15 protein-coding genes are annotated in these 18,169 nt (G+C 71.1%); 3 read left to right on the top strand and 12 right to left on the bottom strand.

Annotated features, from left to right (window positions below):
- Window position 1 precedes the first annotated feature (1 nt).
- From ACQEVJ_RS06355 to ACQEVJ_RS06300, 12 genes are all read right to left on the bottom strand, one after another.
- A complete protein-coding gene (locus ACQEVJ_RS06355; protein ID WP_433098114.1) occupies window positions 2-925 on the bottom strand; it encodes an SDR family oxidoreductase in 924 nt (307 codons plus the stop codon).
- A gap of 65 nt (window positions 926-990) precedes the next feature.
- Entirely contained in the window at window positions 991-1,908 is a 918-nt protein-coding gene (locus ACQEVJ_RS06350) for a GNAT family N-acetyltransferase (RefSeq protein ID WP_433098112.1), read from the bottom strand.
- Window positions 1,905-2,882, bottom strand: coding sequence for a hydroxyacid dehydrogenase (locus tag ACQEVJ_RS06345; RefSeq protein WP_433098110.1), 978 nt, complete (start codon window positions 2,880-2,882; stop codon window positions 1,905-1,907). Before ACQEVJ_RS06345 ends, ACQEVJ_RS06350 begins: the two co-directional genes overlap by 4 nt.
- Window positions 2,866-3,858, bottom strand: a complete 993-nt coding sequence (locus tag ACQEVJ_RS06340) for a dihydrodipicolinate synthase family protein (protein ID WP_433098108.1) — start codon at window positions 3,856-3,858, stop codon at window positions 2,866-2,868. The genes ACQEVJ_RS06345 and ACQEVJ_RS06340 overlap by 17 nt, the downstream gene beginning before the upstream one ends.
- Window positions 3,858-4,877 (bottom strand): NAD-dependent epimerase/dehydratase family protein, encoded by a 1,020-nt coding sequence (locus ACQEVJ_RS06335; RefSeq protein ID WP_433098106.1) that lies wholly within the window; start codon window positions 4,875-4,877, stop codon window positions 3,858-3,860. The genes ACQEVJ_RS06340 and ACQEVJ_RS06335 overlap by 1 nt, the downstream gene beginning before the upstream one ends.
- A 3-nt stretch (window positions 4,878-4,880) precedes the next feature.
- Window positions 4,881-5,717 carry a carbohydrate ABC transporter permease gene (locus ACQEVJ_RS06330; protein WP_433098104.1) on the bottom strand — a complete coding sequence of 279 codons (837 nt, stop codon included), beginning with the start codon at window positions 5,715-5,717 and terminating at the stop codon, window positions 4,881-4,883.
- Window positions 5,714-6,610, bottom strand: a complete 897-nt coding sequence (locus ACQEVJ_RS06325) for a carbohydrate ABC transporter permease (RefSeq protein ID WP_433098102.1) — start codon at window positions 6,608-6,610, stop codon at window positions 5,714-5,716. The genes ACQEVJ_RS06330 and ACQEVJ_RS06325 overlap by 4 nt, the downstream gene beginning before the upstream one ends.
- 85 nt (window positions 6,611-6,695) lie before the next feature.
- Complete coding sequence (locus ACQEVJ_RS06320) at window positions 6,696-7,928, bottom strand: ABC transporter substrate-binding protein (RefSeq protein WP_433098100.1); 1,233 nt, start codon at window positions 7,926-7,928, stop codon at window positions 6,696-6,698.
- A gap of 32 nt (window positions 7,929-7,960) precedes the next feature.
- A complete protein-coding gene (locus ACQEVJ_RS06315) occupies window positions 7,961-9,214 on the bottom strand; it encodes a Gfo/Idh/MocA family protein (protein ID WP_433098098.1) in 1,254 nt (417 codons plus the stop codon).
- Between the two features lie 34 nt (window positions 9,215-9,248).
- Complete coding sequence (locus tag ACQEVJ_RS06310; RefSeq protein ID WP_433098096.1) at window positions 9,249-11,357, bottom strand: hypothetical protein; 2,109 nt, start codon at window positions 11,355-11,357, stop codon at window positions 9,249-9,251.
- 23 nt (window positions 11,358-11,380) lie between these two features.
- Window positions 11,381-13,546, bottom strand: a complete 2,166-nt coding sequence (locus ACQEVJ_RS06305; RefSeq protein WP_433098094.1) for a hypothetical protein — start codon at window positions 13,544-13,546, stop codon at window positions 11,381-11,383.
- A 193-nt stretch (window positions 13,547-13,739) separates the two neighbouring features.
- Window positions 13,740-14,537 (bottom strand): IclR family transcriptional regulator, encoded by a 798-nt coding sequence (locus ACQEVJ_RS06300; RefSeq protein WP_433098092.1) that lies wholly within the window; start codon window positions 14,535-14,537, stop codon window positions 13,740-13,742.
- 189 nt (window positions 14,538-14,726) lie between these two features.
- On the opposite strand from ACQEVJ_RS06300, the gene ACQEVJ_RS06295 reads away from it, so the two are divergent.
- From ACQEVJ_RS06295 to ACQEVJ_RS06285, 3 genes are read left to right on the top strand one after another with little or no spacing between them, the layout of a single operon-like run.
- Window positions 14,727-16,085 carry an aspartate aminotransferase family protein gene (locus ACQEVJ_RS06295; protein ID WP_433098090.1) on the top strand — a complete coding sequence of 453 codons (1,359 nt, stop codon included), beginning with the start codon at window positions 14,727-14,729 and terminating at the stop codon, window positions 16,083-16,085.
- Complete coding sequence (locus tag ACQEVJ_RS06290) at window positions 16,085-17,272, top strand: mandelate racemase/muconate lactonizing enzyme family protein (protein ID WP_433098088.1); 1,188 nt, start codon at window positions 16,085-16,087, stop codon at window positions 17,270-17,272. The genes ACQEVJ_RS06295 and ACQEVJ_RS06290 overlap by 1 nt, the downstream gene beginning before the upstream one ends.
- Window positions 17,269-18,111, top strand: coding sequence for an amidohydrolase family protein (locus ACQEVJ_RS06285; RefSeq protein ID WP_433098086.1), 843 nt, complete (start codon window positions 17,269-17,271; stop codon window positions 18,109-18,111). The genes ACQEVJ_RS06290 and ACQEVJ_RS06285 overlap by 4 nt, the downstream gene beginning before the upstream one ends.
- The last annotated feature ends 58 nt before the right edge of the window (window positions 18,112-18,169 follow it).

Below are 18,169 nucleotides of genomic sequence, written 5' to 3'. Positions count from 1 at the left end.
GTCAGAGCATCGCCTGCAGGGAGGCGCCGGCCTGCTCACCCAGCTTGGTGGGGAGATAGGGCTGCTCGGCCATGACGGCCTCCCAGTTGTCGCGGATCGCCTCGATGGTGAGGTCGTCGGTCCGCCAGCCCGGCCCCTCGGCCACGAACACGCGGGCGATCCGGCCGGCGCCGACCGAGAACACCTCGCCGCTGGCCTCGCAGCTCTCGTGGGCCAGGTACGCCACCAGCGGGCTGACCCGCTCGGGGGTGAACTTGCTCTCGAACTCCGCGGGCAGCAGCATCTCGGTCATCCGCGTCCACGCCACGGGAGCGATCGCGTTGGCCTTGATGTTCGCCCGCGCGCCCTCGATGCCGAGCGTCTTGGTCAAGCCCACCAGGCCCATCTTGGCCGTCGAGTAGTTGGCCTGGCCGAAGTTGCCGAACAGCCCGGCGGGCGAGGAGGTGTTCACGATCCGCCCGTACGCCTGCTCCTTCATGTGCGGAAACGCCGCCCGGCTGACCAGGAACGACCCGCGCACGTGCACGGCGAGCACGGCGTCGAACTCCTCGACCGTCATCTTCCCGAACGAACGGTCGCGCAGGATGCCGGCGTTGTTGACGACGACGTCCACGCGGCCGAACGCGTCGAGCGCCGTCCGCACGATCGCCTCCGCGCCCTCCGGCGTGGCGACGTTGTCGGTGCTGGCCACCGCCTTCCCGCCGTTCTTCACGATCAGCTCGGCGACCTCCGCCGCCGGGCCCGAGGACGCGCCGGAGCCGTCGAGGGCGCCGCCGAGGTCGTTGACGACGACCTTCGCCCCCCGTTGGCCGAGCAGCAGCGCGTGCGACCGGCCGAGCCCGTGCCCGGCTCCGGTGACGATCGCCACCCTCCCGTCGAACCTCAGCTCGGACCCTCCACCATCGAGACCCTCACCAGCAGGCATGGCGCCACCCTTCCAGAAAGAGAACAAGGTTCTGGTAGCACTTTAGCCTTCGGCGGCGATAACGGTCAGAAGTAGTCGGCCGTCCAGTGCACGGCGAACGGGTGCTCGACGACGGCCCTGACCTCGGCCTCCTGCAGCAGCAGCGGCCTGGCCATGCCGGTCTGCTCGTCCCGGCGCTCCCACTCCTCGAAGAGGAGGGGCAGAGCCGCGCGGACCGGAGGGTCGAGCGGCGCGTGCAAGCACCCCGACCGCACGCCGCGCGCGCGGGCCTCGGCGGCCACGGCGCGCAGCAGCGGCGCGGCCGCCGGGCCGGCCGCGAGCGCTACCTCGGCCACGTCTCCGACGCTCCAGTCCACCACCGCGTACGCCATGGGGGTGCCGTGCTCCTGGACCAGCAGGATCTCGTGCGGCGGGCCGTACCAGACAGGGACGCGGCCGGTCCAGTCACGGGCGGAACGGACGGTGGTGAGCGGACGCCGGTCGTCGTGCCGGTCGTGCAGCGCGGCGAGCACCGGCCAGTCGCCGAGCCCGGCCGGTTCCGCGGTCCAGCCGGCGTCGAGAGTGGCAACGGCGGCGAAGCGGCCGTCCACGCGCGGCCGGTCGAACACCCGCCAGCCGGAACCGGCGTAGACGCCCGGCGTGCCGGTGAACAGCAGCGACCACGCGCACCCGGCCGCCGTCATCGCCTCGGCCGCCATCGCGAGCAGCCGTCTGACCAGCCCCCTGCCCCGGGCGTCCGGCCTCGTCGCGACGCTGGACACGCAGCCCACCCGCTGGACCCCGCCGCGGGCGTCGCGCACCTCGCGGGGCAGCCAGTACACGACGGCCAGCACGCCGGTGCCGTCCGCGGCCACGAACGTGCGGCCGAGGCGGCCCTCGTCCTGCTCGTACAGCGACACGATGTGGGACGCGGTGAAGGCCCGCGCCCACAGTTCGTAGAGGGAGACCGTCTCGTCCGCCCTTACGGTCCTGAACTCGGTCACCCCATGCGCTCCAGCATCGCGGGGGTCACCTCGTGGTTCAGGGGAAGTCCCGCGCGGTGGCGCCGGATCTCGTCCAGCACGAGCGCGCCCTGGCGCCGCCGCGCCTCGACCGTCCCGGCCGCCTGGTGCGGCGTGAGCAGGACGTTCGGCAGGGTCCTGAATCCGTGGTCCGCGGGCAGCGGCTCGGCGTCGAAGACGTCGATCGCGGCGTCGATCCGCCCGGTGCGCAGCTCCGCCAGGAGCGCCTCCTCGTCCACCAGCCACGATCTGGCCGTGTTCACCAGCCCCGCTCCGTCGGGCATGAGCGCCAGCTCGCGCGCGCCGAGCAGGTGCCTGGTCTCCGGCAGCACCGGCGCGTGCAGGGCCACGATCCTGCTCGTGGCCAGCAGTTCGTCCAGTGCCACGGCGGGCACGCCGGGCTCCCCCGCGTAGTAGGGATCGCTCACCACCGTCGCCGCGCCGAGGGCGCGCACCAGCTCCAGATAGGCCCGGCCGGTGCGGGATGCGCCGACGACCCCGACGCGGCATCCCAGGATCTCGTGCCGCGGCGGCGCCTGCTCCGCCGCGTGCCAGTCGGCGCCGCCGCGCAGCGCGTGGTCGAAGCGGTGGATCCGGTGCAGGAGGGACAGGGTGAAGGCGAGCGCCACCTCGGCGACCGGGCGGGCCATCGCCTGCCCCGCCTGGGTCACCCTGATCCCCCGCGCGAACACCTCGCCGGTGACGAAGAACTTGACGCTGGCGCCGATGTGGGCGACCAGCCGCAGCCGTGGCGCGAGGTCCAGCAGGGCCGCGTCGAGGACCGGCACTCCCCAGCCCGTGACCAGGATCTCCGTGCCGGGAAGCGCCTCGGCGAGAGCGGCCCGGTCGGCCGGGTCGTCGAGCAGACGTGCTTCACCGAGCTCCCGCCCGAACAGCAGGGCGCGCAGGTCCGGCGGCACGCAGACCAGCGTGCGCGCGTCAGGCGAGCCAGGCATCGAGGTGCTCCGCCACGAAGTCGTCGTCCACGAGCCAGGGGTAGGCGGCCGTCACCCGGGTCAGCTCCTCCGCCTGGCCGGGCGACAGGCCCTCGTCCGGGTCCAGGCACCAGACGCCGGCGAGCAGGCCCTGCCGCCTGAGCACCTCGTGCACGCCCGCGATGCACCCGGCGAAGCCGTGCGCGGCGTCGAACACCGCCGCGTTGGCGTCGGTCAGCTGCTGCGCCTTCCTGGCCAGCCCTGCGGGGTCCTGGGACACCTGCTCGACCATCGCCACGGCGGCCCGGGTCCAGACCGCCCACTGGCCGAGCAGGCCGCCGCGGAACCGCAGCCCGCCGGGAAGCGTGGCAAGCAGGTCACCGATGATGTGGTCGTCGTTGCCGGTGTAGAGCGCCACCTCCTCGCGCCGGTCCGACGCCGCGACGCCGTATGCGACCTCCAGCGTGCGGTAGCGGTCGAAGGGCGCGACCTTGATCGCGACGGTGGACGGCTGGTCGGCGAGCGCCCGCCAGAAGTCCCGGGACAGCGCGGGGCCGCCGATGGCCCGTTGCAGGTAGAACCCGATCACGGGCAGCACCTCGCCCACCGCCCGCGCCCGCTCCAGCAGGTCCGCCTCGGTGGCCCCGGGGACGACCGGCGACAGCAGCACCGTGTCGTACCCGAGACCCGCCGCGAGCTCCGCCTCCGCGACCGCCTGTGCGAGGGGGCCGCAGGCGCCCGCGACGGTCACGACGTTGCCGGCGCGGCCGCTCGCGGCGACGGTCTCGGCCGCCAGTTCCAGCACCGGGCGCAGCAGCCCGGCCTCCCGGATCTCGAACTGCGTGGTGTGCACGCCGACGGCGATCCCGCCGGCCCCCGCCGCGAGGTAGTAGCGGGTGAGGGCCCGCTGGCGGCGCTCGTCGAGCGTGCGGTCCGCGGTGAGGGCGAGCGGGTGAGCGGGGATGACCGCCCCGTCGAGCAGCGGTGTCAGGGACATCAGAACCTCCCGTCGCGCACGGCGAACTTGGTGGGCTTGCCCGACACCGGCAGTCCCCGCTGCAGCCAGTCGGCCTGCCAGTCGACCAGCGCGCCCAGCGGGACATCGGGGTAGCCGAACAGCGCGTGGCAGCGCGTGGCATCGCTGAGCAGGGCCGTACGGGCCTCGGTCCCGGCGAACTCGGCGGCGACGCCGAACCGCTCGGCGAAGCGGGAGGCGATCCGCCGGACCGACGCGGTCTCCGGACCGGTGAGGTTGAGCACGAAGGCGTCGGTCGACGCGTGCTCCAGCGAGCGCAGCGCGACCTCGTTCGCGTAGCCCTGCCACACGACGTTGACGTGACCGGTGGTGACGTCCACCGGCCCCCCGGACAGCACGGCCTCGCCGATGTCGGCGAGCACGCCGTAGCGCAGGTCCACGGCGTAGTTCAGGCGCAGCAGGCTCACCGGCGTGCCGCGCTGCGCCGCGTGCTCGAACACCCGCTCCCGGCCGAGGCAGCTCATCGCGTACTCGCCGACGGGCCCGGTCGGGTCGGTTTCGGCGCAGCCGCCGGTCTCCAGGTCGGTGAGCGGGTAGACGTTGCCCGTGGAGAACGCCGCGATCCGGGCGCCGGCGTACCGCTCCGCGACGCGCGCGGGCAGCGCGGCGTTGACCACCCAGGCGAGGTAGGGCGCTGCGGCGGTGCCGAACTTCGCCCCCACCATGAACACCACGTCGCGGGCGTCCGGCAGCGCGCTCAGGTCCGCGTTCCCCATCAGGTCGAACGTCACCGTCCGCACGCCGTGCCGCTCCAGGTCACGGGCCGCGGCGAGGTCGGACCAGCGCGAGACCGCCCACACCGCGTCGCCCGTACGGCCCGCCTCGTCGAGGCCCCGGCGCGCCAGCCGGCACAGCGTGGGGCCCATCTTGCCGCCCGCGCCGAGCACGACCAGGTCTCCCGCACCCGAGGCCAGAGAGGCCACGAGGGCCGCGGACGGCGTCGTGAGCCGGTCTTCCAGCGCGGATTCAGAGTCGAACATCATTTATCCCTTGATTCCAGACATGGTGACGCCCTCGGTGAGGTAGCGCTGACCCACGAGATAGGCGGCGAAGATCGGGACGAAGGCCACAGTCGCGCCCGCGAGCACGACGTTGAGCGGCACGTTCTGCTCCTGGAGCGACGCGATGCCGACCGTCAGCGTGCGCATGTCGGTGCTCTGCCCGACGATCAGCGGCCAGAGGAAGTCGTTCCAGTGCCACAGGAAGACGAACAGGCCGAGCGTGGCGAGGATGGGCTTGCACAGGGGCAGCACGATCCTGACGAAGATCGTCCACTCCGAGGCGCCGTCCAGCCGCGCCGCCTCGAACAGCTCGTCGGGCAGCGCGCCGATGAACTGCCGCATCAGGAAGACCGCCTGCGCGTTGGCGAGGGTCGGCACGATGAGCCCCCAGAAGGTGTCCACCCCGCCCGCGTTGGCGACCAGGACGAACAGCGGGATCAGCGTGACGTGGTAGGGCACCATCACCATCGCGAGGAACGACCAGAACATGGTCTCCTTGCCGGGGAAGCGCTTCTTGGCGAAGGCGTATCCGGCGAGCGAGGCGAGCAGCAGCACGAGCACGACGCTGACCACCGAGTAGATCAGCGTGTTCAGCGTCCACAGCGGCAGGTCGCCGCCGCCGAGCACCCGCTCGTACGCCCCGGTGGCCAGCGGCCAGGGCAGCAGGCTGCCGGGGAACTCGACCGCCGCCACCGGCTTCAGGCTGAGCACGACCATCGCGTAGAACGGGAAGATCGTGACGATCGAGGCGACGCTCAGGAGCACGATCCGTACGACCCGGCCAGCGGCTCCCGGCTCCAGCGCTCGGTATGCGGTCACTTGGCCCTCCCGATGAGCAGCCGCTGGATCAGCGCGACGAACAGAGTGAGCACGAACAGGGCGACGCCGAGGGCGCTGGCGTAGCCGAGGTCGAAGTATTTGAAGCCCTGGTCGTAGAGGTCCATGACCAGGGTGTAGCTGGAACGGCCCGGGCCGCCGCTCGTCATGACGTAGACGAGGTCGAAGACCTGGAAGGAGTTCGTGGTCTCGATCACGGCCAGGAAGAAGATCGCCGGCCGCAGCTGCGGCAGGACCACATAGCGGAAGCGCTGCCAGGGCCCCGCGCCGTCGCTGAGCGCCGCCTCCTCCAGCTCGCGCGGCAGGTCCTGGAGCCGGGCCAGGACGATCAGCATGCCGTACCCGAAGCGGGACCAGACCGAGACGACCACCAGGGCGGGGATGACGAGCACCGGCGAGGCCAGCCAGGAGCCGCCGATCAGCTCGCCCAGCGGCCCAGACGAGGAGAACAGCCAGGTGAAGATGGTCGCCGCCAGGACGAGGCTGGTGATGACCGGCAGGAAGAAGATCGACCGGAACAGCCGGACCCCGCGGAACGACCGGCGCACGAGCAGCGCGAGACCCACCGACACGCCGACCGAGAGCGGCAGGTAGAGCACCGTGTAGATCACGGTCACCCTGAGCGCCTGCCAGAAGAGCGGATCGTGCACCATCCGCTGGAAGTTCTCCAGGCCGACGAACGTCGGGCTGTCGCCGACCGTGTACTCGAAGAAGCCGAGTAAGGTCCCCACGACGGCCGGGCCGAACCGGAAGGCCAGGAACAACAGGAAGCACGGCAGGACGAACGCCAGGCCCCAGCGGGCCTCGTACCGGGCGCCCGCCGACCTGCGCCGGGCCGTCACTCGGCGCGGACGCGCCTCCGCGGTGACCGTCACGGGTTTACCTCACAGGTGTCTCGAAACTTGTCGCACCGCCCGGCCGCTCGGGTCACGGCGGCCGGGCGGGCGTTCCTGGGACGGCCTACTGGCCGATGAGGGCGTTGGCCGCGGTGGCGGCGTCGGTGAGGGCCTGCTGCGGGCTCTTCTGGCCGATCAGCGCGGCCTGGATCTCCGGCGCTAGCACGCCCATGACGTCGCGCGCCTTGTTGTGCAGCGGCGCGCCCTGCATGAGGTCGAGCGTCTTCTCCATCTCGGCGTTCGGCCCCTCGGTGTAGAGGGCGCCCGTCGACTTCTGCGGGGAGAAGAAGCCCGAGGCCGTGTCGTACGCCTTGGTGACGGCGGCGCTGGAGGCGAAGGTCAGCCACTTGCCGGCCGCGTCCTTGGCCTTGGAGCCCTTGAGCATCGACAGCGCGCCGATGGAGCCGTAGCCGACCTGCTTGGCGTCGCTCAGCGGCGGGTAGATCTTGATGTTCTCCGCGCCCCAGAACGACTCGACGTCCGCGGGCACCTGCTGCCAGGTGCAGGCGACCTTGTTCTGCGCCAGGTGCGTCTGCTCGAACGCGGGGATGCCGGTGAGCAGGTCCTTCTCGACATAGCCCTTGTCGGCGAGCGTCTTGAGGAAGGTCAGCGCCTTGAGGCCCTCGGGGCCGTCGAAGGCCACCTTGGCGCCGTCGGGCGTGAACACGTTGCCGCCGGCCTCCCACAGCAGCGGGTAGAACGACTGGTTAAGCGTGGCGCCGGGGTCGGCGTAGTAGTTGGTGACGTCGAAGCCCTTGTCCTTGAGCTTCGGCGCGATCGCGAGCACGTCGTCCCAGGTCTTGGGAGCCTCCACCCCGGCCTCGTCGAGCACCTTCTGGTTGCACATCAGTGGGTTCGCGCCCATCAGGATCGGGGCGCCCATCAGCTTCCCGTCGATGGTGACGGCCTGCTTGACGTTGTCGCGGTAGTCCGCCTTGGCCGTGTCCGGCAGGTAGGAGTCGACCGGCTCGATGGCCTTCGCGAACTTCGGGATCTGGTCGGGGATCAGGTAGACGAGGTCGGGCCCCTTGTTGCCGGCGATCGCCGTGGTGAGCGACTCCTCGCGCTTGGCCCAGGGGTAGATCTCGACCTTGACGTCGATGTTCGGGTTGTCCTTGGTGAACGCGGCGATCTGGCCATCCCAGAAGGCCTTGTGCTTGGCCTCATCCGGGATGATCGGGTACACCCACATGGTCACGGACTGCTTGTCCGACGCGGCGTCCGAGCCGGAGCCGCAGGCGGTGGCCGCGGCGGCGAGCGCCGCCACCACGACCGGCGCGAGCATGCGAAGTCGCATGGGGAAGGTCCTCTCTGGGGATTCGGGGAAGTTCACTGTTCCGGCACGTCGACGACGGTGCCGGAGTGGCGGGCGCGCTCGGCGGCGAAGACCGCGAGGTGGGAGGCGAGCGACTCGGCCGGGCCGGATCTGATCAGGGTGTCGTCGCCGGTGGCCACCGCGCGCACGAAGGCGTCCATCACGCCGTCGTCCCCGCCGCCGTGGCCCTCGCCGGCGTTGGCGCCGCCGGCGGGGCCGGCCTCGGCGGTCTCGGTCCTGCCGGTGCGGAAGTCCAGGACCGCCACCCGCTCGCCGTCTCCTTCGAGCCGCCCGTGGCTGCCGAAGATCCGGGTCTGCCGGTGGGTCTGCTCGGTGAAGGCGGTCATCGTGAACGTCCCGGAGGCGCCGCCCTCGAACTCCAGGGCCAGCACCTGGTGGTCCACGACGTCGTTGTCGCAGGCGTAGACGCACCTGCCGTACGGACCGGTGCGCAGCGCCTCGGTGACGCCCGCCTCGTCCGTCGCCTCGGTGATCACGCTGACGGGCCAGACGGCCCCGCGCTCCCGCAGCACGGGGTAGTAGAGCTTGGGCGCCGAATAGGGGCACTCGGGCTCGATCGCGCAGTCCAGGCAGCGGTCCGCGGCACCCGCGGGGCGCTTGTCGGGCCGGAAGTGCCCGAGGTCGCCGAAGCTCGCCACCCGGGCGATCCTGCGCCCGGTCACGTACGCCAGCCAGTCGAGGTCGTGGCAGGACTTGGCGAGCAGCATCGGGCTGGCCAGCTTCTCGCTCCGCCACGGCCCCCGGACGTAGGAGTGGGCCGCGTGCCACCAGCCCACCGGCTCCAGGTGCTGGACGCTCATGATCTCGCCCAGCACACCGGAGCGGACCACCTCCATCACCAGGTCGGTGTACGGCGTGTAGCGCAGCACGTGGCAGACCGCCAGGCGGACGCCGGCCTCGGTGACCGCGGCGGCGATCCGCCGGCACTCCTCCTCCGTGGGCGCGAGCGGCTTCTCCAAAAGCAGGTCGCGCCCGGCCCGGGCGAACGCGACGGCCGGGTCCACGTGGTCCCTGTCCTGGGTCGCCACGATCACCGCGTCGGCCGGCACGTCCGCGGCCAGCATGTCCTGCCAGGTCGCGTACTCCGCCACCCCGGGGTGCCCGGCCGCGACGAGGCCGCGCCGGTGAGGGTCCGGGTCGGCCACGGCGACGAGTCGCGCCCGGTCCGGGTTGCGCGCCACCCACGAGGCGTAGGTCTGGCCCCGGCTTCCGGCGCCGGCGAGGGCCAATGCGACCCGGCGTTCCATTTGCACTCCTATGTACGTGATTGGGAGTAGAAGGTTAGAGAACGAGGTTTCCGGTGGTCTGAACCCGGGGGCCGTCCGGCGGCGTCTTCCGGGAGACGCCCTCCTCGACACAGGAGGTGTGCTGGAGCAGCGAGCCGTCGCCGAAGGCGGCCTCGGCGAGCGTGACCTTCCCTCCCGACAGGCGGGCGCCGACCGCCGAGTACACGTTCTTCCCGGCCTCGACCGCGACGTGGGCGGCGCCCGCGTCGTTCGTCGTGCTCCGGTAGTCGCGCAGTTCCCACTGGACCGTCCCGCCCGCGTCCGCGCGGGACAGCAGCGCCTTCGCGCCGTTGGTCCCCTCCAGCACCGCGCCGCCGCCCACGTGGATCCGCTGGTCCTTCTTGCCCGACACCCGGATGCCGGTGCCCGACAGCCGCCCGCCCTGGATCCGTACGAGTGAGGCGGCGACGGGCAGCGGCGCGCCGCCCTCCTTGCCGAGCAGGGTGCTGTCGACCAGGTGCAGCTCCCCGGTGCCGTTGCAGGCGTTGCCGTCCAGGTTCGACAGCACCGACCGCACGATGTGCACGGGCGAGGTGACCGAGGACTGCACGATCTCCGAACCGGCGGCGAGCGTGAAGTCGCACCCCTCGATGATGTTCGGCCGGGCCGACAGGGAGGACGACTGGGAGATGATCAGCTGGTCGTTCGCGGAGCAGCCCCGCATCTGGACGCCGTCGGCGTTGACCCAGATCATCCCGGAGCCCGCGAGCGACGGCTTGCCGATCACCCGGAGATCCTCCAGCGTCAGGTCGGCGACCTTCACGCGGGCGACGAACCACGAGCAGACGTGCCGCCGGACGGTGATCCGCTTGGCCGCCGAGCCCCACGCCGCGCCGGAGTTGGCGAACGTCATCAGGCCGGAGTTGCCGGTGTAGACGAGGTCGTGCTCGTACTGGCCGTGGGTGACGAACGGCCCCTGGTCGTCCCCGTCGCCGTGGCAGTTCTCCACCAGTCCGTACGCCGAGGCGGTCCAGTCGTTGAGGTGGCGGGCGTTGGAGGTGTGGCAGTCGGCCACGTGGCCGTACAGGCAGTAGATCTGCTGGGTGAGGTAGCCCGCGCCGCCCCAGGTGACGGACGTCGGGTTCTTCAGCGAGCAGGAGCGCGTCTGGAAGTACGTGCACCAGCGGCGCATGACGACCGGCCAGAACGTGCCGGTCGCGTCGATGCCGGACACGTCGCACCAGACGGCGTACTCATAGGCCACCGGGTGCGAGCCGGTGTACTGGTCCGCGCCCGCGCCGGTGAACACCATGTTCCTGACGTGGACCCGCTCGACCGGCTCGATCCTCGTCCAGGTGATCGACCGCCCGGCCTTCATCGTCCAGCCGTTGAGGTAGTTCACCCGGATGTGGGAGCCGTCCACGATCTGGGTGATCTGCACGAGCTTCTGCAGCTCGCGTTCCCACTGCCCGGCGCCCTTGCTCACCTCGGCCGACCACCACTGGCCGACCTGGAACTTCGACGAGTCGCCGACCTCGAAGACGTCCGACAGCTCGGGCATGTCGGCGGTGAGCGGCGCGGTCACCACCGTGTCGGTGACCTTGCCCCGGAAGAAGAGCACGGCCGCGAAGGGGTCGTCGTAACCGGCGTTCTCGATGCCGTCGGTGCGGACAGTGTGGCCGCCGAAGTCGAGTTCCAGGTTCGAGCGGGTGTACTTGTGCCGCTTGACGAACAGCAGGTCGGTGTGGGCCTCGATCCGGTGGATGGACGGGTCGTTGACCATCGCGTCCAGCGCTGCGTCGGCCGGCGCGTCGCCGCCGAACACGCCGAACCTGCGGAAGTCGCCCACACCGTCGTGGACCTGCACCCACCGGCCCGCACCCGGGCCGCCCAGGACTGTGCCGCCGTTGACCGCCACCGTGGAGGCGGCGCTCCAGCGCACCAGCATGCCGCCGCCGTCACCGGCCGCCTTGTAACCCGCGACCTGCACCAGCGTCCCGTCCGGGATCTTCCTGCCGTCCAGCGACAGCAACTCGGCCACCGTCGCCACGGCGTACACCGCGTTCTTCAGCTCCGCCGCCGCCCCGGCGTGAGCCGTACCGGGAACCAGCAGAGCCAGCCCGCCGACACCACCCGCCGTCAGCAGGGCACGACGAGAACTCATGGATGAACTCATTTCGGGACTCCTCAGACGGCCAGGTTGCCGGTGGTGATGACTCGGGGCCCCGCCGCCGGGACCGTACGGGTGACGCCCTCTTCGGCGCAGCCCGTGTGCAGGAGATGGGAGTCGCCGCCGAACGCGGCGCCCGCGAGCGTGATGGCGCCGCCGCGGAACCGCGCACCGACGGCGGAGTAGCGGTTGACGCCGCTCGTGATCGCGACGTGCGCGGTGCCGCCGTCGCCGGTCGAGCTGACGTAGTCGCCCAGCTCCCACCGCACCGGTGAGCCGTCGGCGCGGGACAGAAGCGCCTTCTCGCTGTTGGTCCCCTCGACCACGGCGCCCCCGCCGATCGAGATCCGCTGCTCGCGGACCGCGGACAGACGGATGCCGGTGTCGGTCAGCCGCCCGCCGGACACGACGACCTCCGCGGCTCCGATCAGCAGCGGCGCCGCACCGGCGGTCCCCGTGACCACGGTGTCGGTGAGGTGCACGGGGCCGGACCCGCGCATGACCGCGCCGTTCACCCCGGTGAAGACGCACCGGACGAAGTGGACGGGGTTCGTCACCGGTGTCTGGACGACGACCTGCCCCTCAGGGAGGTCGAAGCTGCAGTCCTCGATGACGTTCGGCCTGCCGGACCGCGCCGAGCGCTGCGCGACCGCGAACGTCCTGGCCGAGCAGCCGCGCATCTGGACGCCGTCGGCGTTGACCGTCAGTGTGCCGCCGGGGTCGAAGGTGGAGCGCGGGATGACCTTGACGTCCTCCAGCGTCAGATCGGTGATCTTGGTGTTGGCCGTGAACCAGGAGCAGACGTGCCGGCGTACGGTGATCCGCTTCGCGCTGATCCCCCATTGCGCGCCCGAGTTGGCGATGTCCATCAGGCCGGAGTTGCCGGTGAACACCAGGTCGTGCTCGTACTGCCCGTGGGTGGTGAACGGGTTGCCGCCCGTGTCGTCGCCGTCTCCGTGGCAGTTCTCCACCACGCAGTAGGCCGACGCGGTCAGGTCGTTGAGGTGGCGGGCGTTGGAGGTGTGGCAGTCGGCCACGTGGCCGTACAGGCAGTAGATCTGCTGGGTGAGGTAGCCCGCGCCGCCGTAGAAGACCGTCGGGGGGTTCTTCAGCGTGCAACTCTCGGTCCGGAAGTAGGTGCACCAGCGGCGCATGACGACCGGCCACCAGGTGAGGGTGGCGTCGATGCCCGAGACGTCGCACCAGGCGGCGTACTCGTAGGCGACCGGGTGCGAGCCGGTGTACTCCCGGTCGTCGGGCAGTTCCCCGTTCTTCGGCCCGTCGTACGGCGGGGCGCCGACGAAGACCATGTTCCTGACGTGGACCCGCTCGACCGGTTTCACCCTGGTCCAGGTGATCACGCGGCCCTTGTCGAGGTCCCAGCCGATCTGGTAGTTCACCCGGATGTGGGCGCCGTCGACGATCTCGGTGACCTGCACCATCTTCTGCAGTTCCCGCTCGTCGCCGCCGGAGAGGTTGTTCACCACCGCCGTCCACCACTGGCCGACCGTGAACTTCGCGGAGTCGCCGACCTCGAAGACGTCGGCCAGGTCGGGCATCGGGGCGCCCAGGGTGTGCTCGACGACCGTGCCGGTGACCTCTCCGCGGAAGAACATCACGGCGCCGAACGGGTTGTCGTGCGTGTTCTTCTCGATGCCGTCGGTGCGGACAGTGTGGCCGCCGAAGTCGAGTTCCAGGTTCGAGCGGGTGTACTTGTGCCGCTTGACGAACAGCAGGTCGGTGTGGGCCTCGATCCGGTGGATGGACGGGTCGTTGACCATCGCGTCCAGCGCTGCGTCGGCCGGCGCGTCGCCGCCGAACACGCCGAACCTGCGGAAGTCGCCCACACCGTCGTGGACCTGCACCCACCGGCCCGCACCCGGGCCGCCCAGGACTGTGCCGCCGTTGACCGCCACCGTGGAGGCGGCGCTCCAGCGCACCAGCATGCCGCCGCCGTCACCGGCCGCCTTGTAACCCGCGACCTGCACCAGCGTCCCGTCCGGGATCTTCCTGCCGTCCAGCGACAGCAACTCGGCCACCGTCGCCACGGCGTACACCGCGTTCTTCAGCTCCGCCGCCGCCCCGGCGTGAGCCGTACCGGGAACCAGCAGAGCCAGCCCGCCGACACCACCCGCCGTCAGCAGGGCACGACGGGCCGAAGAGGATTTTTGGGGGTCTTTCACAGATGCCTCAACCTTCGGCCGTGCGGCGAGAGGCGACACGGCAGGGGGTGAATGAAGGCCGGGCGGACACGCGTGAGGCGTGCAGGCGGCGGTGCTGCTGGCCGGAACCGTCCGCGGTCAGGGGCTGTGACGTCGCGGGGGCCAGTTGTTCGCCCGATGTGGCGCAAACCTTAAGCAGGTTTCGGTCGGTAAATCAAGGCCGGTAGCCGAGTTCCCACGAGATACGCAGCGCCGCGTCCCGCACCTGCCGCCCCAGCTCCTGGTAGCGCCACGTGGGCAGAGCCGGTTTCAGGCCGGTGATGCTGATGGCCCCGGCGCACACGCCGGAATGGTCGCGCAGAGCGCTGCCGACGCAGAACACCCCCTCCGCGTCCTCCTCGTCGTCGAGCGCGTAGCCCGTCTCGCGGATGTCGCGCAGGTGCGCCAGCAGCCGGTCGAGCTCGGTGATCGTGTGCGGCGTACGGCGGGGCAGCCCGACCCGCTCGATCAGGGCCGCGACCTGCCGATCCTCCATCTCGGCGAGCAGCGCCTTGCCGAGACCGGTGCAGTGGGGCAGCTCCCGCACGCCCATCCGGAGGTCCACCTGGATGCGCTCGCCGTTGCTCACCTGGTCGATCACGACGGCCTGGTCGCTCTCCGGGATCGCGAGCCGCGAGTTCATACCCGTCGACCGGGTCAGCTCCACCAAAATGGGACGGGCGACGTCCCGCAGGGACAGCTGGTCGCGCGCCCTGTCGCCGAGCCGGGCGAGCGCCATCCCGAGCCGGTAGCGCCGGTTCATGCCCTCGCCGTCGTCGGCGGCCAGGCCGAACCGCTGGAGTGTGTAGAGCGTGGCGAAGGCCGAGCTCTTCGACAGGCCGCACGCCGCCGCCACCTCGGTGACGCTCAGCCCCTCACCCGGGGGACCGCCGGCCAGGGCCTCGAGGACCTCGGCCGCCCTGGCGACGCTGCGGATCCAGTAGCGAGAGTTCTCTGCCTCACTGTTCGTCATAGCCGAACACTGTAGCGCATTTTTCACCACATCTCCCCTGTATGGCATTGACCTGGCGTATGCCCCTCTCTAAGATGCCGCTAGCTGTTCGGTTACGCCGAATAGTGTTCGTAACAATCGACCTGCGGCGGAAACATTCGCGTCACACCGGAACGGGGCTGGTCCCGGTGCGGCGGCCAAGGAGACCATGTGAATCAGCAACCGGCCCCGTCCACCTCCCTGCCCGAACGGGCCCGCCGGGTCATCCCCGGCGGAGTCAACAGCGGGCAGCGGAACGTTCCGGGACTCGCCGACCTGGTGATCGCACGGGCCCAGGGCGCCACGTTCTGGGACGCGGGCGGGCGGCAGTACACCGACTACCACGCGGCCTTCGGCCCGCCCCTGCTCGGCCACAACGACCCCGACGTCGCCGCGGCGGTGGCGGAGGCGGGACGGACCCTGGACCTGTGCGGCGTCGGCGTCACCGAGGGCGAGATCGAACTGGCCGAGACGCTCGCTGAGCTGGTGCCCAGCATGGAGCGGGTGCTCCTGACCAGCACCGGTTCGGAGGCGACCTTCCACGCCCTGCGGGTCGCGCGGGCCGCCACCGGGCGCCGGCTGGTGGTGAAGTTCCAGGGCTGCTACCACGGCTGGCACGACGCCGTGAGCATGAACGTGATCTCGGCGCCCGACCGCGTCGGGCACAGGGACCCGATCTCCACCGGCATCCTGCCCGAGGTACTCGACGCCACGCTCGTCCTCCGGTTCAACGACCCGGAGGGGGTGCGCGCCGCGTTCGCCGACCACGGCGAGGACATCGCCGCCGTGATCGTCGAGCCCGTGCCGCACAACGTCGGCTGCCTGCTCCCCGACGCGGAGTTCCTGCGTACGCTCCGGGAGGAGTGCACCCGGCACGGCAGCGTGCTGGTCTTCGACGAGGTGATCACGGGCGTACGGCACGGCCTGGGCGGCTGGCAGGAGGTCGCCGGCGTGACCCCGGACCTGACCACGATGGGCAAGGCCATCGCGAACGGCTATCCCGTCGGCGCGCTCGGAGGCCGCGCCGACCTCATGGACATGTTCAGCTCGCGCCCCGGCGCCCCCGTCTTCTTCGCGGGGACCTACAACGGCCACCCCGCGGTGGTCGCGGCGGCGCTCGCCACCCTGCGCAAGCTGCGCGAGGAGCCGGTGCACGAGCACGTGTTCCGGCTGGGCGACCGGGTGCGCGCCGAACTCCCCCCGGTGCTCGCCTCTCTCGGCGTGCCCGCCGTCGTCACCGGGTATGGCTCGGTGTTCGTCACCTACTTCATGGACCGGGTGCCGAAGACGTACGACGACCTCCTCGCCAACGACACCGCCATGTTCGTCGGATACCGTCGCCGCATGGTCGACCAGGGCGTCTTCGAGCTGCCGCTCAACCTCAAACGCAGCCACCTGTCGTACGCGCACACCGACGCGGACGTGGACCGGCTGATCGAGGCGACCGAGGCGGCCGTCCGCGCCCAGCTCGCCGACGGCGGCGCGCACGGCGACCTGAGCACCGCCTCCACCATGGGAGGAGCCCGCTGATGCTGACCGTGAACACCACCCGCCCGGTGGGCCCCGCCGGGCGGATCAGCCGTGTCGAGACCCTCACCCTGGGCACCGCCTGGCGCGACTTCAGCTACGTGCGGATCCACACCGACGAGGGGCTGTCAGGCGTCGGCGAGATCACCCATCCCTACCGGGCGCGGGAGACCTGCCTGCTGACCGAGGCGATGGCGCAGCGCCACCTGCTGGGCGCCGACCCGTTCGACGTGGAGGAGATCTGGCTCCGGCTCTACCAGGGCGACTTCCTGCGTGGCGGGGACATCGGCGGCATCGTGGTGTCGGGCGTGGACCAGGCGCTGCACGACCTGATGGGCAAGGCGCTCGGCGTGCCCGTCTACCGGCTCACCGGCGGCGCCTGCCGTGACCGGGTCAGGGTCTACGCCAATGGGTGGTATACCGGCGACCGCGAGCCCGGCGCGTTCGCCCAGCGCGCCAAGGAGACGGTCGCCAGGGGCTATACCGCGCTGAAGTTCGACCCGTTCGGGGCCGGCCTCGGCGAGCTGTCCCGCACCGAACTGCGCCTCTCGCTCGACATCGTCGCCGCCGTACGGGAGACGGCCGGCCCGGACGTGGACCTGTTCGTCGAGGGGCACGCCCGCTTCGCCTTCCACACCGCCGCCCGGCTGGTGCGGGAGCTGGAGCCGTACGACATCGGCTGGTTCGAGGAGCCGCTGCCGTGGACCCACATCGAGCGGTACGCCGAGCTGCGTCAGCGGGCGGCCTTCCCGATCTCGGGCGGGGAGCACTTCCACAACCGGTACGAGTACGCGCGGCTGTTCGCCACGGACGCGGTGGACATCATCCAGCCGGACCTGTCGATGGCGGGCGGGTTCACCGAGGTGCGCAAGCTCGCCGCGCTGGCCGACGTCCACGCGATGACGGTGGCACCGCACAACTCGAACTCGCCGCTGTGCACAACCGTATCGGTGCACGCCGTGCTCGGCATGCCGAACTTCACGATCCTGGAAACCTTCGACGGCCTGCTGGAGCCGTACGTCTTCGAGGCGGTCCGCGGCGCGCTACCCATCGAGTCCGGATATATCGGGATACCTGATAAGCCGGGACTGGGAATCGAGCTGGCCGACGAGGTCTTCGAGGAGCACCCGCCCAGCCACCGATTCTGGAACATGTTCGCCGAGGGCTGGGAGAAGCGGAACCGCACATGATCGTCGACGTCCACTCACACCTGTTCACCTGCCCGGACGACGTCGGGGACCCTTTCGCGGCGGAGTCGGCCCGCGCCCACGGAGGCCACGTCGACCTCACCGTGCGGTGGGCCGACTACGCGGCCTCCGCCCCCGAGGGGACCCGCACGATCGTGGTCGGCGGCAAGGCGCGCAGGTCGGGCCTGTGGGTGGACGACGCGGCCGTGGCCGATTACGCGGCCGCGCACCCCGACAGTCTGATCGGCTACCTGTCGCTCGATCCCACCCAGCCCGGCTGGCGGGACGAGCTGGTGCGCGGCCACCAGGACCTGGGCCTGCGCGGGATCAAGCTCATGCCGATGTACGCGGGATTCGACCCCGCGGCCCCGGAGTACGACGACCTGTTCGCCTACGCCGAGCGGCACGGACTGCCCCTGCTGGTGCACACCGGCACGACTTTCGTGTCCAAGGCGCCGCTGAAGTGGGCGCTTCCCGTCCATCTGGACGAGGTGGCGATCCGCCATCCCGAGCTGCGCATGGTCCTGGCGCATCTCGGCCACCCGTTCGAGGGCGAGTGCATCGCGGTGATCCGCAAGCACCGGCACGTCTACGCGGACGTCTCCGCGCTCCACTACCGCCCCTTCCAGCTCTGGCACAGCCTCAGGCTCGTCCAGGACTACAGGGTGTGGCACAAGCTGCTGTTCGGCAGCGACTACCCGTTCACCACTGTCGACGCCTCGATCGAGGGCCTGCGGGCGGTCGGCGCCGTGGCCGGCATCCCCGGACTGCCGCCGCTCGACCGCGACGAGATCGAGAAGCTGATCCACCGGGACGCCCTTCCGCTGCTGGGGCTGGCATGAGCGAGCCAATCGGCAAGCACATGAGCGAGCGAACCGGCAGACACATGAGCGAGCGAAC

Source organism: Microbispora sp. CA-102843, from assembly GCF_050936215.1.
Taxonomy (GTDB): Bacteria; Actinomycetota; Actinomycetes; order Streptosporangiales; family Streptosporangiaceae; genus Microbispora.
This window is presented reverse-complemented; position numbering and strand designations above follow the sequence as displayed.